The 16,169-nt window shown below is 72.9% G+C and carries 12 protein-coding genes and 1 pseudogene; 10 read left to right on the top strand and 3 right to left on the bottom strand.

Annotated elements, in window-relative coordinates; all coding sequences use genetic code 11:
- Nucleotides 1-48: 48 nt before the first annotated feature.
- A complete protein-coding gene (locus ABT245_RS26335; RefSeq protein ID WP_351737623.1) occupies nt 49-321 on the bottom strand; it encodes a DUF6059 family protein in 273 nt (90 codons plus the stop codon).
- A 228-nt stretch (nt 322-549) separates the two neighbouring features.
- Here ABT245_RS26335 and ABT245_RS26330 point away from each other — a divergent pair, with 228 nt between their 5' ends.
- The 4 genes from ABT245_RS26330 to ABT245_RS26315 all read left to right on the top strand — a co-directional run bounded on the left by ABT245_RS26330 (nt 550) and on the right by ABT245_RS26315 (nt 4,172).
- Complete coding sequence (locus ABT245_RS26330; RefSeq protein WP_351737621.1) at nt 550-1,350, top strand: AfsR/SARP family transcriptional regulator; 801 nt, start codon at nt 550-552, stop codon at nt 1,348-1,350.
- Nucleotides 1,351-1,457: 107 nt separating this feature from the next.
- Entirely contained in the window at nt 1,458-2,231 is a 774-nt protein-coding gene (locus tag ABT245_RS26325) for a thioesterase II family protein (RefSeq protein ID WP_351737619.1), read from the top strand.
- A 147-nt stretch (nt 2,232-2,378) separates the two neighbouring features.
- A complete protein-coding gene (locus ABT245_RS26320; RefSeq protein ID WP_351737617.1) occupies nt 2,379-2,792 on the top strand; it encodes a DUF4260 family protein in 414 nt (137 codons plus the stop codon).
- 144 nt (nt 2,793-2,936) lie between these two features.
- Entirely contained in the window at nt 2,937-4,172 is a 1,236-nt protein-coding gene (locus ABT245_RS26315) for a cytochrome P450 (protein WP_351737615.1), read from the top strand.
- A gap of 1,108 nt (nt 4,173-5,280) precedes the next feature.
- On the opposite strand, the pseudogene ABT245_RS26310 reads toward ABT245_RS26315, so the two are convergent.
- Together ABT245_RS26310 and ABT245_RS26305 are read right to left on the bottom strand one after the other, a co-directional pair.
- A pseudogene (locus ABT245_RS26310) lies at nt 5,281-5,475 on the bottom strand (hypothetical protein); the annotation flags it as partial.
- 34 nt (nt 5,476-5,509) lie between these two features.
- Nucleotides 5,510-6,772: an FAD-dependent monooxygenase gene (locus ABT245_RS26305; RefSeq protein ID WP_351737613.1), complete on the bottom strand. Its 1,263-nt coding sequence runs from the start codon at nt 6,770-6,772 to the stop codon at nt 5,510-5,512.
- Nucleotides 6,773-6,955: 183 nt separating this feature from the next.
- Here ABT245_RS26305 and ABT245_RS26300 point away from each other — a divergent pair, with 183 nt between their 5' ends.
- The 6 genes from ABT245_RS26300 to ABT245_RS26275 form a co-directional block, all read left to right on the top strand.
- Nucleotides 6,956-8,890, top strand: a complete 1,935-nt coding sequence (locus tag ABT245_RS26300; RefSeq protein ID WP_351737611.1) for an HAD-IIIC family phosphatase — start codon at nt 6,956-6,958, stop codon at nt 8,888-8,890.
- 106 nt (nt 8,891-8,996) lie between these two features.
- Nucleotides 8,997-10,802 carry a fatty acyl-AMP ligase gene (locus tag ABT245_RS26295; protein WP_351737609.1) on the top strand — a complete coding sequence of 602 codons (1,806 nt, stop codon included), beginning with the start codon at nt 8,997-8,999 and terminating at the stop codon, nt 10,800-10,802.
- A gap of 1 nt (nt 10,803) precedes the next feature.
- Nucleotides 10,804-12,696, top strand: a complete 1,893-nt coding sequence (locus ABT245_RS26290; RefSeq protein WP_351737607.1) for an acyl-CoA dehydrogenase family protein — start codon at nt 10,804-10,806, stop codon at nt 12,694-12,696.
- On the top strand, nt 12,690-14,480 hold the full coding sequence (locus ABT245_RS26285; protein ID WP_351737605.1) for an acyl-CoA dehydrogenase family protein: 1,791 nt from the start codon (nt 12,690-12,692) through the stop codon (nt 14,478-14,480). Before ABT245_RS26290 ends, ABT245_RS26285 begins: the two co-directional genes overlap by 7 nt.
- Nucleotides 14,481-14,581: 101 nt before the next feature.
- Nucleotides 14,582-14,866, top strand: coding sequence for an acyl carrier protein (locus ABT245_RS26280; RefSeq protein ID WP_351737603.1), 285 nt, complete (start codon nt 14,582-14,584; stop codon nt 14,864-14,866).
- On the top strand, nt 14,866-16,169 hold a 1,304-nt coding region (locus tag ABT245_RS26275; protein WP_351737601.1), incomplete at its 3' end, for a beta-ketoacyl synthase N-terminal-like domain-containing protein. The genes ABT245_RS26280 and ABT245_RS26275, both read left to right, overlap by 1 nt.

Raw genomic sequence — 16,169 nt, 5'->3', positions numbered from 1 at the left:
GAGTTTCGTCCCCCGCAGCCCGCGGGGGCACCGCACGGTGCGCGGTCGCTAGCCTCCGGCCCGTTTCACATCGATGCCGAGTCCGGCCCACAGCTCCCGCTCCAGTCGGCTCGGCGGCGTCGTGCACCGCCGCTCCGGGTGCCAGGCCGGCGGCGTGTACGGGGCTGCCGGCGGCTCGGTGCCACGCACCGGGCGGTCGGGGTCCGGGCCGGGGTCGGCGTAGTGGACGCCGGGCAGCGGTCCCACGGAGAAGGCGCCGAGCTGGATCAGCATCTTCAACGCACCGGCGCCGGCCCTGCCGAGCCAGAACCTCAGCCTCATCCCGCCCTCTCCTTCCCAGCCGGTCCCATGGCCGCCCTGGGACGGCACCCGACGGCGCCCAGGGTCACCGCTTGCCCTGAAGCATCGCTTAAAGCGGGCCGCGCAAAACCGCGACCATGAAAATCTCATACCCAGGGGCAGCCGGATTCCCGGCCGAAAACATGATCGGCTAAGTGCCGTTGTAGCCGACAACGTGTCAGTGTTCCGGCAGGCGGAAGGAGCAGTGGCATGGAGATCGGGGTTCTCGGGCCGCTCGTGGTGAGCATCGACGGCACCTCCGTGGTGCCGAGCGCGGCCAAGCCGCGGCAGCTGCTCGCACTGCTGGCGGTCAACACGGGCTGGGACGTCAACGTGGCGACCCTGACGGAGGAGCTGTGGGAGTCCAGACCCCCCAGCGGGCCCGCGGGAGTGGTACAGACCTACGTCAAGCAGTTGCGCCGGGCCATCGGGCACGCCCTGGGACCGGAGCACGAATGCGCGCCGAAAGAGGTGCTGAGCCGCGGCTACGCCGGGTACGCGCTGAACATGCCGGCACCCGTCCTGGAGGCCGACCTCTTCCAGCAGCTCAGCGGGCGCGGCCTGCGGGCCCTGGAGGGCGGCGACGACGAGACCGCCGCGAAGCTGCTGGGCGAGGCGCTCGCCATGTGGCGCGGGCCGGTCCTCGCCGACGTACGCATCGGGCCGGCGCTCCGCGTCGAGATGCTGCGGCTCGAGGAGGCGCGGCGCTCCGCGCTGGAGGGCCGCATCACCGCCGATCTGCGACTCGGCAGACACGCCGAGGTGATCGGTGAACTCCTCGCGCTCACCGAGCGTTTCCCGCTCCAGGAGAGTCTGCAAGCACTGCTGATGCTGGCGCTCTACCGGTGCGGACGCTCGTGGCAGGCACTTGAGGTTTTCCGGAAGCTACGCGCGTCGACCAGTCAGGAGCTGGGCATAGAGCCCTCAGTTCGCCTGCAGAAACTGCACCGGGCGATCCTGGCATCCGACCCCCGGCTCGATCTCACCGTGCCGAGTTTGGCGGCCTTTTAGCGGGCCGGGGCACCGTGGGGCCGCGTCGGCCGGGCCCGGCCCACCCGTCGTCGTGGCGTGGACGGGGCCGGCCCGCTCACCCCTGGACGGAACCGAGACGGAGCATCATGACGCGATATCTGTCCCGGAAGCGCCCGGACGACGAACCGGGCCCCGCGACACGGCTGTTCTGCTTCCCGTACGCGGGCGGCGGAGCCTCGGCGTACCGGCGATGGCAGCGCGGCCTCGACGCCCACGACGCCGGGGTACGGGTGATGCCCGTGCAACTGCCCGGCCGCGAGGAACGGTTCACCGAACCCCGGTTCACCGATCTGGACGCCCTCATCGACGACATGGACGCACAGCTCGACGAGGAGCTGTGCGCACCCCACATCCTCTACGGACACAGCATGGGGGCGCTCATCGCGTACGCGCTCACCCGGCGACGGCAGCGGCGCGGCGCGGCCCTGCCCCGGGCACTCGTGCTGAGCGCCTACCGCGCCCCGCATCTGCCGGCCCCGCCGATCGCCGACCCTGACGCCGGGGACGCGGAACTCGCCGCCGGCCTGGCGGCACTCGGCGGCATCCCGCAGACGCTGCTCGACCACCCCGAATTCCTCTCCGCGCTGCTCCCGGTGGCCCGCGACGACGTGCGGCTGTGTCTGCGCAGCCGCACGGCGCCCGCCGAGCCGCTGCGGGTGCCGCTGCACCTGTTCGCGGGACGCGGGGACCGGCTGGTCGGCGTGTCCGAGGTGGCCGCCTGGCAGCGGCACGCGGGACGCGGCTGCGATCTGCGCACCATGCCCGGCGGGCACTTCTTCGTCAGATCCGACGAGGAAGCCTTCCTGGCCGAACTCGCCTCCCTGACCCGCCGGTACGCCACGGAGCGGGTCGCCGCGTGACGTGACGGACGGTCACAGGGCCGCGGCGGCCGGGTCGTGAGAATCTCACCCGCCGGTCATTTGCCCGTCATGCCGGGGCCATGGCGGCGTCCCTGCCGCCCGATCCCGTACGGAAGCAACGCACCCACGTGAAAGGAAACATGTCCCGTGCCACACGACGCCGCTGAAGGCGCCCCGAGGAGCCCCGCCTCGCCACAGGTCCGCGTCGCCTGGGGGGTGCTGGCCGCCCTCCTGCTGATCTGGCTGGTGTTCGAGACGGCGAAGTACGGCGGCTGGGTGATCGTCGCCGCCCTCGCCGGTGTCGTCGTACCCGACCTGTCCTTCCTCGCGGGGCTCACCGGCCCGCACGAGCACGGCCGGATGCCGCGCAGGGCCGTTCCCCTCTACAACCTGCTGCACCGGCCCGTCGTCGCCGTCGTCGTCATGCTCGCCTGTCTCGTCCCGGACTCCTCGGACATCGCCGTCCCGCTGTTCAACCTCGGTCTGGCCTGGCTGGTGCACATCGCCGCCGACCGGGCCCTCGGGTTCGGCCTGCGCGCCGCGGACGGCCGGCTGCGCTGACCCACGCCCGCGGGGCGCTTTGGTGCCGCGCAAGCCCTCGCTGCGAGGCTCGTCCGGGTTCCCGACCGCGCCTCGCGCCGCGCGGCGGCCACTTGCATCACCGCACCCAAGTAACCGCTGAGCACCTGTTGCCGGAGGAAACGCATGGACACGACGGACACGACGCACGGCGGGCCGCAGACCGGCGGGCCCCTCATGGACTACCCGTTCCACCGCCCTTCGGCCGTCGAAGTACCCCCCGTCTACGAGGAGTTGCGGGCCAAGTGCCCGGTCGCCCACGTCCGGCTGCCCAGCGGGGACGAGGGCTATGTGGTGACCCGCTACGACGATGTGCGCACCGTGCTCGCCGACACCAGGTTCAGCCGGGCCGCCACCATCGAACCCGACGCGCCCCAGCTGACCAGCACACCCCCGGTGCCGGGCAGCCTGTTCACCACGGACCCGCCCGAGCACACCCGGCTGCGCAGGCTCGTCTCCCGGGAGTTCACCGCCCGCCGTGTGCAGAACATGCGGCCGCGGATCCAGGAACTCACCGACGGACTCCTCGACGCGATGGAGCAGCAGGACGGGCCGGTCGACCTCAACACGGCGCTGGCCTTCCCGCTGCCGGTGATGGTGATCTGCGAACTGCTCGGTGTGCCCTTCGAGGACCGCGACCGCTTCCGCGAATGGTCCGACGCCTTCGTCTCGCTGACCGCGCACACCCCGGAGGAGACCGCCGCCCAGCGCCAGCAGATGATCGAGTACCTGGCGGCACTCGTCAAGCGCAAGCGGGAGGAGCCGACGGACGACCTGATGGGGGCGCTCGTCGCCGCCCACGACGACGAGGGCAGCCTCAACGAGTTCGAACTGATCGTCATGGCGGCGACCATCCTTGTCGCCGGCCACGAGACCACCGTCAGCATGATCGGCAAGATCGTGCTGACCCTGCTGCGCCACCCGGAGCATCTGGCCACGCTGCGCGAGCACCCCGAGATGATCGACCACGCCATCGAGGAACTGCTGCGCGTCAACCCGATCGGCGACGGCGGCCCGCTGCGGATCACCCTGGAGGACGTGGAGATCGGCGGCACCGTCATCCCCAAGGGCAGCGCGGTGCTGGCGGCGGTCTGCTCCGCCAACCAGGACCCCACGCGCTTTCCCGGCGCCGAGGCCGACGCGTTCGACCCCACCCGGCCCGAGGCCGTCCACCACGTCGCGTTCGGCCACGGCCCGCACTTCTGTGTGGGCGCCGCACTGGCCAGGGCGGAGCTGCAGATCGTCATCGCCTCGCTGCTGAACCGGTTCCCCGGTCTGCGGCTCGCGGAGGACGTCGAGGCCCTGGAGCTGACGACCGGAATGATGGTCCACGGCCTGACCCGCCTCCCCGTCACCTGGTGACACCCCCACCACCGACTGACGCCGCCCCGCCGCTCCGGGCGCACCAACGCCCGGACGGCGCTTCGGTGTTCCGGGCGGGGGTGTGGCGGTGGCCGGGCGGCGATTCGGCCCGCCGGGCCGGGTGCGGCGGCGTCCGGCCGACGTTCGGCCCCGCTGGTCCGGTGTGGCGGCGTCTGGTTGGTGGCCCGGTCGGCTGGTCCGGGTGTGGCGGTGGCCGGGTGGTGAATCGGCTCGCGGGTCCCGGTGCGGTGGTGGGCGGGTGGCGGTTCGGCTCGTGGGTCCTGGTGCGGTGGTGGCTGGGCGCGTGCCCGGTCGGCTGGTCCGGTGTGGTGGTGTCCGGCCGATGTTCGGCCCCGCGGGTCGGGGTGTGGTGGCGGCCGGGCGGCGATTCGGCTCGCGGGTCCGGTGTGGTGGCGGCCGGGCGACGCCTCGGTCTGCCGGGCGGGGTGTAGGTGGTGTCCGGCCGATGTTCGGCTCCGCGGGTCGGGGTGTGGTGGTGGCCGGGCGGCGATTCGGCTCGCGGGTCCGGTGTGGTGGCGGCCGGGCGACGCCTCGGTCTGCCGGGCGGGGTGTAGGTGGTGTCCGGCCGACGTTCGGCTCCGCTGGTCCGGTGTGGTGGCGTTTGGTTGGTGGCCCGGTCGGCTGGTCCGGTGTGGTGGTGGCTGGGTGGGGTGGTGTCCGGGCGGTGGCTCGGTCCGGCGGGGCGGGTGTGGTGGGCGGGTGGCGTGTTCGGCTTGTCGGTCGGGGTGTGGTGGTGGCTCGGTCCGCTGGTGTGGAGGCCGTGGTGGTGGTTCGCCCCGCTGGTTCGATGCGTTGACGGCCCGGTCTTGGCCTGTGCCCGGTCTTGGCCTGTGCCCGGTCTTGGCCTGTGCCCGGTCTTGGCCTGTGCCCGGTCTTGGCCTGTGCCCGGTCTTGGCCCGTGCCCGGGCTTGGCACGCGGTCGGGCTTGGCACTCGGTCGGTTGTGGTGGGTGGGCAGGCTGGCGGGCCCGGTCCGTGCGCTTCGTACGGGCCGGGGCCTTGGCGTGTGGGGAACGGGTCCGGGCAGCCGGCCGGCGCCCGTGGAACTGGAGGCGACCGCCGGCCTGATGCTCACCGACCTCACCGCCGTCGAGCAGCGCCGGGTCGCGCAGCGGCAGGCCGTGGGCGGTCGCCGCCTCGCGGGCGACGCCGCGCAGGGACAGGCAGTAGCCGCGGTCGGGTGTCCCCGCGATGCCGAGGACCTCGTCGACCAGCTGGAGCAGTTCGATGGCGTCCGTGCCGACCTCGTGCTCCGGGGGCAGCACGATGATGCCTTTAGAACCTCCCCCAGACTCCGAGCAGTTGCCGGGCCGTGGGTCAGACCCGGGCGGTCGGGGACTGCGGCTGCACGGCGTGCGGTCCCGGTCGCTGCAACTGGAAGTACGCGCCTCCCAGTACCCGTTCCTTCAGCTTCTGGCTGCGGTCGACCACCCGGTACAGCGAGCGGCGCACCACACCGCCGGCGCCGTGCAGCGCGAACAGCCGCTCCTGGCGCAGTTGCAGCCCGCGCGACGTGGCCACCGACTCCTCCCGCGCCCGCTGGAACCGGGCGCCCGCCTCCAGCAGCGCGCCCTCGCCCCCGCCCGCGTCGAACGCCTCGCGCAGCAGCGGGGCCAGCGTCACCCCGTCGATGATCGCGTGATTGACACCCTGCCCGAGGATCGGCGTCAGCGTGTGCGCCGCGTCGCCGATCAGCACAAGACCCGGCATGGACCAGCGCGGCACCACCGTGGTGAAGATGTCCAGCATCGAGGTGTCGGACCAGGACCGGATCTCCGAGCGCACCGCCCCGGCCAGCTCCGGAGCGAGCCGGTCCAGCCGCTCGTACAGCGCGGGCAGACCCTCGGCGCGCAGCTCCTTAAGCCCGCCCTTGGGTATGTTGAAGCCGACGCGCACACTGTCCGGGTGGGTCGGGATGAACAGCCCGTGCTGGTCGCCGCGGATCCGGATCCGGTACGTACGGTCGTCCCACTCGGTGGGGAACGGCAGCTTCAGCCACACCACGTCACGGTCGAGCGGCAGCTTCGTGTACGACAGCCCGGACATCTCGCGGACCTTGCTGAACCGGCCGTCCGCCGCCACCGTGAGCGCCGCGCGCACCGTCAGCTCGCCCTCCGGGGTGCGCGCCGTCATCCCCGTGACCGGGCCGCGCTCGCCGTCCGCGCGCAGCAGCCGGGTGGCGGTCGCCCGGCGTACCAGGGTGAAGTGCTCCGGGTGCTCCTCCTGCCCGAGCGCCGCCAGGGCCGACAGCAGCGCGGGCTGGGGCAGCTCCACCGGATAGGGGTGCGGGTACGGGAAGCGGCGGAAGTCGGCGCGCAGCACCGTGCTGCCGGAGTCGACGATCTCCATTCTGTGCATCTGCTGGTAGGCGCCGCCCAGCCGGCCGAGGACGCCCAGCCTGTCGAGCAGCCACACCGAGTCGGGGGAGACCGACTCGCCCCGGAACGACCGGTCGAAGTGAGCGCTCTGCTCCACCACCACGACGGAGACCGAACGCCTGGCGAGTTCCACGGCCAGGGTGAGCCCCGCCGGACCCCCTCCGACCACGCACACTTCTGCGGTCAGCTCAGTTGTCGTCATCGGTGCTGCCTTTCCGAAGGAGTCATCCTCCACCGATGGTCCGCAGCCCGCCTAAAGCAGCTCTTGCGGGCGCCACGCGCGGACCCGCCCGTGCCCGGGCGCACCCGGCGCGCAAGCCCGTCTTTAGGGCCGGGGCACAAGCTCCCAAGCGCCCGCCCGCCCCCGCAGAGAGGCGAACCGACCGTGAGCACAGCAGTGACGACGTCCGATCCGGAGCGCACCGGCCCCGCGAGCCCCCTCGACCGGCTGCGCGCCCTGTACGGCGAGCGTCGGCTCGCCGCCGAGTACCCGGCGGTGCCCGGACTGCTCGCCGAACTCGCGCAGCCGGACGACGGATTCGCCCGGCTGTCCCGCGCCGGCCGGCTGCTCGCCAAGGTCGCCTGCGAGGACATCGTGGCGGCGCACCCCGGCGTGGTGCCCGCCACCGTCGCCGTGACCGGACACGGCACCCTGGACGCGCTGACGGCACCGCTCACCGCGGAACTCGCCCGCCACGGCATCCCGTTGCGGCTGAGCGCCGCCGACCACGACGCCTGGCTGCGCGATCTGCGGGACACCGGCAGCCACCTGTACGCGCCCGGCACCGAACTCGCCCTGTGTCTGCTCGACGCCCAGCTCGTCTTCGACGAACTGCCGCTGCCCTGGCGGGTGGAGGACGTCGCCGAGGCCACCGCCGGCACACTCCGGCTCCTCGACCGGCTCGCCGCCCGCTACGACGAACACGGCACCGGCACCCTCGTACTGAACACCCTGCCCCTGCTGTCCCAGCACACCCGGCAACTGGTCGACCACCGCTCCCGCACCCACCTGTCCATCGTCTGGCGGGAGTTCAATGTCGGCCTGCTGCGGCTGGCCGCCGCACACCCGCGGCTGCACATCGTCGACCTGGAGCCGCTGATCGCCGACGGCGGACCGGTACGCGACCCGCGGCTCGCCGCCTACGCCCAGGTGCACCTGGGCGAGGAGGTGCTCGCCCGATACGCGCGGCACACGGGCCACCTGCTGCGCACCCTGCGCGGCAGAGCCAGGAAGGTGCTCGTCCTGGACCTCGACAACACCCTGTGGGACGGCATCCTCGGCGACGACGGACCCGACGGCATCGCCGCCGCCACCACCTACCGCGGCGCGGCCTTCGGCCGCTTCCAGCGGGTGGTCAAGCAGATCGGCAGCCAGGGCGTGCTGCTCGCGGTGTGCAGCAAGAACGACCGCGAGCCGGTGCTCGACGTGCTCCGCGACCATCCCGACATGACCCTGCGCGAGGCCGACTTCGTGCGGATCAGCGCCGACTGGGAACCCAAGGACGGCGCCATCCGCGCCATCGCTGCCCACCTCAACCTGGGCACCGACAGCTTCGTCTTCGCCGACGACTCGCCCTTCGAACGCGGACTCGTCGCCGCCACGCTCCCCGAGGTCGCGGTGATCGCGCTGGACGAGGAACCGGTGCTGCACATCGACCGGCTGCTCGCCGACGGCTGGTTCGACGTGCGGGAGCTGACCGCCGAGGACCGGGGCCGTGCCGCGCAGTACCGCCAGGAGGCGGAACGGCAGGACCTCCGGCAGGCCACCGGCTCGATGGAGGAGTATCTGCGCGCCCTCGACGTACGGGTCGAGGTGACCCCGGTACGCGAGCACGAGGTGGCCCGGATCGCCCAGATCACCCTGCGCACCAACCAGTTCAACCTCACCACCCGCCGGCTCCAGGCGCCCGACGTCCGCGAACGGCTCGACTCGCCGGACCATCTGGTGCTGGCCGTGCGCTCCCGCGACCGCTTCGGCGACAACGGGGTCGTCGGCGCCCTGTTCGCACACCGGGAGGACGCGGCCCTGCGCATCGACAACCTGCTGCTCAGCTGCCGGGTGTTCGCCCGCGGTATCGAGCAGGCCGCCGTCGCCGCGCTGCTGGCGCACGCCGTGGAGGCGGGCGCGGCCGAGGTACGCGCCGGCTACCGGCCCACCGCCAAGAACCACAAGGTGCGCGACTTCTACCCGTCGCTCGGCTTCGAACGGGCCGCCGAATCGCCGGACGGCACCGCCGAGTTCAGGCACCCGCTGACCGAACTGCCGGACGTACCCGGGCATGTGCGTCTCGACGCGGACTTCCGGGCCGGCCCCGGATGACCCGAACGCACAAGCGTCTCCTTAGTGCCCCGGACGACGATCGTGATGTCGGAGCAACCCGTGCCGGCGCCACGCCAGCGGAACTCGCAGAGGTCGGAGAAAGACGTTGACGAACTTCCGGACCTTCACGGAACTGGTTCTGGAACGCACCGAAGCCCGCAGCGCCGCGGATGCCTTCATCTTCCTGCCCGACGACGCCCGCGGCTCGATGCCGCGGCACCTGAGCTTCGCCGGGCTCGACCAGGAGGCGCGCCGGGTCGCCTCCTGGCTCCAGGAGCGCGGGGCCGCGAACCGCCAGGTCCTGCTGCTCTACCCGGCGAGCCTGGACTTCATCAAGGCGTTCACCGCCTGCCTGTACGCCGGTGCCGTCGCCGTGCCCGGACCGCTGCCCACCGAGCAGGGCCGGCACTTCTCCCGGGTGTCCGGCATTCTGCGTGACGCCGAGGCGTGCGCCGTGCTCACCGACTCGGCGCACGCCCCCGAGATCTCCGCCTGGCTCACCGCGGAGGGCTTCACCGATGTGCCGTGCCTGGCCACCGACGATCCGGCGCAGGGCGCCGCGGACGCCTGGCGCGCCCCCACGCTCACCCCGGACAGCCTCGCCTTCCTCCAGTACACCTCCGGTTCGACCAGCGACCCCAAGGGCGTCGTGGTCTCGCACCGCAACCTGCTCGCCAACGAGGCGGCGATCCAGCGGTCGATCGGCACCGGCCCGGGGACCGTGTGCGGCGGCTGGCTGCCCTTCTACCACGACATGGGCCTGATCGGGCACATCCTCCATCCGCTCTATCTCGGCATCCCCGCCGTCCTGATGGCGCCCTTCACCTTCCTCAAGCGCCCCGTGCGCTGGCTGAAGATGGTCGGCGACTACGGGGTCACCACCGGCGGCGGCCCCAACTTCGCGTACGACCTGTGTGTGCGCAGGGTCACCGACGCACAGCTTCAGACGCTCGACCTGTCCTCCTGGACGACCGCCTGCAACGGCGCCGAACCGGTCCGGGCCGAGACCGTCCGCGCCTTCACCGAGCGTTTCGCGCCCGCGGGCTTCAGGCCCGAGGCGTTCTTCCCCTGCTACGGGATGGCCGAGACGACCCTGCTGGTCTCCGGTATCCCGCGCGGCGCCGCCCCCCGCGTGCTCGACGTCGACGCCGAGGCCCTGGAGCGCGGCGAACTCGCCGATCCGCGCGCGGACCACCCCACCCGTTCCCTCGTCAGCAGCGGGATCGTGCGGGACTTCGAGGTCCGCGTCGTCGACCCCAAGACCCGTGTCGAGCGGCCCGCGGGAGGCGTCGGCGAGATCTGGCTCAAGGGTGACAGCGTCGCCTGCGGCTACTGGAAGCGGCCGGGGACCAACCAGGAGATCTTCGACGCGGCGATCCGCGACGCCGCCGGCGAGGGCGGCGGCTGGCTGCGCACCGGGGACATGGGCGTCCTGCGGGACGGACAGCTCTATGTCACCGGCCGGCTCAAGGAGATGGTCATCCTCGCGGGCCGCAACCTCTACCCGCAGGACGTCGAACGCGCCGTGCAGTCCGTGGACAAGTCCTTCGGCACCGGCGCGGGTGCCGTCTTCGCCGTCGAGACCGACCGCGAACACCTGGTGGCGATCCAGGAGGTCCGCCCCGGCGCGGTCGCCGGCGACCTGCACACCCTCGCGTCCGGTGTGCAGAGCTTCATCAGCAAGGAGTTCAGCGTCCCGGCCGGCAACATCCTGCTGGTCCGCCCCGGAACCGTACGCAGGACCACCAGCGGCAAGATCCAGCGGACCCTGATGCGCCGGCTGTTCCTGGAGGGCCGGATCAGCGCGCTGTACGAGGCCCTGGAACCGGCCGTGCGGGAACTGATCGCACCCGCCGGGGCCAGCCCGGACGCCGACGCCACCGCCGCCCCGTCCCTGGAATCGGTGGTCTGACGTGGAACATCCGCCCTACCGGCTCGCGGAGGAGTTCGACCGCTTCCTCGGCGACCCCGACGACCCCGGTGAGGTCTTCTCCTACGCGCGCTGCGCGGAACTCGACGACAAGGAGGAGTTCCCCGCCGACATCTGCCGCCGCTTCGAGGAGTGGGGCCTGCCCGAGCAGTACGTACCCGTCGAGCACGGCGGCCGGCTGCGTGACTACGAGCAGGTCCTCCAGCTCGTCCGCGCCGTCGCCCGCCGGGATCTGACCTGTGCCATCGGCCACGGCAAGACCTACCTCGGCGGGGTCTGCGTCTGGGTGGCGGGCTCCGCCGAACAGGGCGCCCGGCTCGGCGCCGACATCATGGCCGGGGTCCCGGTCTCCCTCGGGCTCACCGAACGCGCCCACGGCAGCGACCTGCTCGCCGGCGAGGTGCGCACCGACGGCACGGCGTCCGGCGGCACGGCGTCCGGCGGCACGGCGTCCGGCGGCGCGGCGTCCGGCGGCGCGGACCACTGGCTGGTCAGCGGCGAGAAGTGGCTGATCAACAACGCCACCCGGGGGTCGGTGCTGTCGCTGCTGACCCGCACCCGCCCGGAGGCAGGCCCGCGCGGCTTCAGCGTCCTCCTCGTCGACAAACGCGAACTCGACGAGGGCAGTTACCGCCACCTCCCGAAGATCCGCACCCACGGCATCCGCGGCGCCGACATCTCCGGTATCGCCTTCGACGGTGCCCGTGTGCCGCGCGACGCGCTCGTCGGCGCCGAGGGTGCCGGACTGGAGATCGTACTGAAGGCACTCCAGCTCACCCGCACCATGTGCGCGGCGCTCTCGCTCGGCGCCGGCGACCACGCGCTGCGGCTCGGCCTGGACTTCGCCGAGGAACGCGAGCTGTACGGGCGGCGGCTGATCGACCTGCCACAGGCCCGGCACCTGCTCACCGGCGCCGCCGCCGACATCCTGCTGCACGAGGCGGTCGCCCTGGTCGCCGCCCGCGCCGTGCAGAGCCAGACGGCGGAACTCGGCGTCACCTCGGCCGTCACCAAGTATCTGCTGCCCACCGGCACCGACCAGGTCATCGCCGACCTGACCGGGCTGCTCGGCGCCCGCGCCTTCCTCAAGGGCGTGCACGCCGACGGCCGGTTCGCCAAGCTCCAGCGTGACCACCGCATCGTCGGGCTCTTCGACGGCAACACCCTGGTCAACCTCAACTCCTTGGTGAATCAGTTCCGTTCACTGGTACGCGGCTTTCGGCGCGGCACCGGCGACACGGCGGGCGGCGCCACCGCCTGCGACCTCGGCGCACCGCTGCCGCCGCTGGATGCGACGAAGCTGTCGCTTCTCGCCCGGCACGGCAGCGGACTCATGGCGGGGCTCGCCGCCTCGGTCGAGGAGGTCACCCGGCGTGCAGGCCCGCACCCGGCGCTCGGCCCGGTCGCCGAGGCCGCGCGGCGGCTGCTCGCCGTCACCACCGAGGTGCACACCGAGATGGCGGAGTACCAGGGGGCGCTCACCGAGGTGCCGCCCGCCGCCTTCGAGACCGCCCGCCGCTACACGCTGTGCTGGGCCGGGGCGGCCTGCCTCGGCCTGTGGACACACAGCGCCGACCGTTTCCCCGGCGGCCCCGGCGGCCCCGGTGAGGCCGGTGCCCCTGACGACCCCGACGACTCCGCCACCGGGGCGCTGTGGCGCGACGGTCTGTGGCTGCACACCGCTCTCGACCGGCTCCTGGTCCGCCTCGGCGAACCGGCGGCGGCCGGACCGGAGACCTATGAAGAACTGCTCGGCGCCCTGCGGGCGGCCCGCTCCTCGGGCCGGCTGTTCTCGCTGCTGCCGCAGCGGGGCCCCGAGCGGCGGCCCGCGGCGCCCGACACGGCCGCCGGCGAGAGGAAGAGGACGTCATGCTGATCGCTACCGAGGCCCCGGAGCCGCACCCGGCGACCACCACCGCCGGAGACGGCCACGGGGCGCCGGGACAGGAAGCACGGGCCGCGGCACGCGTCGCCGAACTGGACCGGCGGCTCGGCGACCCCACCGACGAGTCGGGGGAACTGTGCTACGCCCGGCTGATCGAGGCCGACGAGGCCGGTGAACTGTCCGCGGCCGGCGAGCGCGCCCTGGACGAACTGCGCCTCGGCGCCGACTTCGTGCCGGGCGCCGAAGGCGGTCGCCTGGAACGGCTCGACACCCTGGTGCGCGTCATGCGCCAGGTGTTCCGCCGCGACGTCGCCCTCGGCCTCGGCTACGGCGTGACCTCCTTCATGGCCGGTGTGAACGTCTGGACCTCAGGCGACGCCGCGCAACGCGCCCGCCTCGCCCGGATCCTCACCGGCGGCGGCAAGGTCTCCGTCGCCTACCACGAACTCGCGCACGGCAACGACTTCGTACGCAACGAGTTCGCGGCCCGCCCCGCGCCGGGCGGCGGCTACCTGCTGAACGGCGCCAAGCAGGTCATCAACAACGCTGACCGGGCGGACGCCTGGGTGCTGTTCAGCCGCACCAGCCCCGCACCGGGCAGCCGCAGCCACAGCGTGCTGTTCGTCGAGCGCGCGGCACTCGAGACGGACACCTGGCGGGTGCTGCCCCGCTACGACGCCGTCGGCGTACGCGGCTGCCACCTGTCCGGACTGCGCTTCGACAACACACCCGTGCCCTCCTCGACCCTGGTCGGCGCGAGCGGAACAGGAGTCGAAACCGCCCTGCGCGCCTTCCAGATCACCAGGGCCGCGCTCCCCGGCATGGCCGTCGGCACCACCGACACAGCCCTGCGCACCGTCGTACGCTTCGCCCTGGGCCGCCGGCTCTACCGCAGGTCCGTCCTGGACATCCCGCACGCACGGGCCACCCTGTCCGGGGCCTTCACCGACCTGCTGACCTGCGACAGCCTCTCGCTGGCCGCGACCCGGGCGGTGCATCTGCTGCCCGAGCAGACCAGCGTCCTCGCCGCCGCCACCAAATACCTTCTGCCGAAGCTGCTCACCGACACCATGCACGAGCTGTCCATCGTGCTCGGCGCCCGCTTCTACCTCCGCGACGGCGAGCACGGCATCTTCCAGAAACACATCCGTGACCTGCCGGTGCTCAGCCTCGGCCACGCCGGTTCCGCGGCCTGCCAGGCCACGATCATCCCCCAGCTGTCCCGGCTCGCCCGGCACTCCTGGTTCCGCGACCGACCGGCACCCGCGGACCTCTTCCGGCCGCGCGCCGATCTGCCGGACCTGCCCTTCGACCGGCTCACCCTGGCCGGCGGACGGGACGGACTCGGCGCCACCCTGGTCGCCGCCGCGGACACGCCGCCCGGCACGACGCCCGAGGAACGGGCCGTCCAAGGGCTCACCCGGCAACTGGCGGACGAGCTGCGGCAGGTCCAGCAGGCCGGCCGGACGCTCGCACCCGAGGACCGTACGGCGCTCGCCGGTCCCGCCGCGTTCGCCCTCGCCGACCGGTACGCCGTGCTGCTCGCGGCCGGCGCGGCGATCGGCGTCCGGCAGCAGGCGGTGCGCGACGGCGGCGACCCGTTCCTCGCCGACCCCGCCTGGCTCGCCGCCGCACTGCACCGGCTCGCCCGTCGGCTCGGCCGGCGGCCCGCCGCGCTCCCGGCGTCCGTGGACGCCCGGATGCACGACGAGGTGCTGCGCAGATTCCACGCGCGCACCAGCTACGACCTGTACGACACCCCGCTGACCGGCTGACCGACGCCGGTCGGCCCGCAACGGACCCTGGACGTCCAGACGGCCGCCGGACGGCACCGCGACAGCACGCCACCACCGCTCACCCCGCCGAGGAGTGCCCCATGCCCGTTCCGACCACCGGACACACCACCGAGTCTTTGACCACGTGGTTGGCCGAGCGCATCGCCCTCTACCTCAAGCGGCGGCCCGCCGACATCGACCCGGACGTGCCGCTCGCCGAGTACGGTCTCGACTCCGTCGCCGCGCTCAGCCTGTGCGGCGACATCGAGGACGACTTCGACGTCGTGATGGAGCCGACGGTCGCCTGGGACTACCCGACCGTGCACGCGCTCGCCGGCCATCTGCTGGAGGAGCTGGCCGCGGACACCGCGCAGGGCGGCGCTTGATGGAACCCGTGGCCATCGTCGGCATCGACTGCAGATTCCCGGGGGCGCCCGACACTGGTGCCTACTGGGACCTGCTGATGCGCGGCGCAGACGGGGTGGGGGAGGTGCCCCGGCAGCGGTGGGACGCCAAGGAGTTCCACTCGCCGACCGGGGAGGAAGGACGCACCAACACCACCGAGGGCGGCTTCATCGCCGACCCGGACGCCTTCGACAACGAGTTCTTCACCATCTCCCCGCGGGAGGCCGCCGCCATGGACCCCCAGCAGCGGCTGCTGCTGCAGTCCGCGTGGCGTGCGGTCGAGGACGCGGGGATCGCGCCGCGGAACCTCGCCGGCACCCCCACCGGGGTGTTCGTCGGCATCATGGGCAACGAGTGGGCGCACCTGCACCTGACCGACTACGCCAACGTCACCGCCCAGGTCGGCTCCGGCAACGGCTACTGCATGACCGCCAACCGGATCTCGTACCACCTCGATCTGAAGGGCCCGAGCCTCGCCGTCGACACCGCCTGTTCCTCCTCGCTGGTCGCCGCGCACCTCGCCGTCAACGCCCTGCTGGCCGAGGAGTGCGACCACGCGCTCGTCGCCGGCGTCAACGTGGCCCTCACCCCGGCCCTGTCGATCTTCTACACCCAGGCCGGGCTCTCCGCCCCCGACGGACGCTGCAAGCCGTTCAGCAGCGAGGCGAACGGCATCGGCCGCGGCGAGGGCGTCGGCACGGTCGTGCTGCGCAGGCTGCGGGACGCGATCGCCGACGGCCAGCGTGTGTACGCCGTCATCCGGGGCAGCGCCGTCAACCAGGACGGCCGCAGCAACGGGCTGACCGCGCCCAACCGGTGGGCCCAGCAGGAGGTGCTGGGCGCCGCCTACCGCAGGGCCGGGATCGAGCCCCGCGACGTGGTCTTCACCGAGGCCCACGGCACCGGCACCACCCTCGGCGACATGATGGAGGCCAAGGCGCTCGGCCACCATCACGCCGGCCGCGCCGGCACACCCATGGCGCTCGGCTCGGTCAAGGGCAACCTCGGCCACACCGAGGGCGCCGCTGGCATCGCGGGCCTGATCAAGGTCGCCCTGTCCCTGCACCACCGGGTGGTCCCCGCCAGCCGGTACGCGGCCAAGGAGAGCAAGCAGCTCAAGCTGCGCGACCACGGGCTGCGGCTGCTGAAGGCACCGCTGCGGCTGCCCGCCGGACCCACCGTCGCCGGGCTCAGCAGCTTCGGCATGGGCGGCACCAACGCCCACGCCATCCTGCAATCCGCCCCCGCCGCCCGTCCCGAACCCGCGGACGGCGCCCGTCGCGA

Source organism: Streptomyces sp. NPDC001508 (assembly GCF_040298665.1).
In the GTDB taxonomy this organism is placed as follows: Bacteria; Actinomycetota; Actinomycetes; order Streptomycetales; family Streptomycetaceae; genus Streptomyces.
The sequence above is the reverse complement of the archived record's forward strand: the minus strand, read 5'-3'. Positions and strand labels throughout refer to the sequence as shown.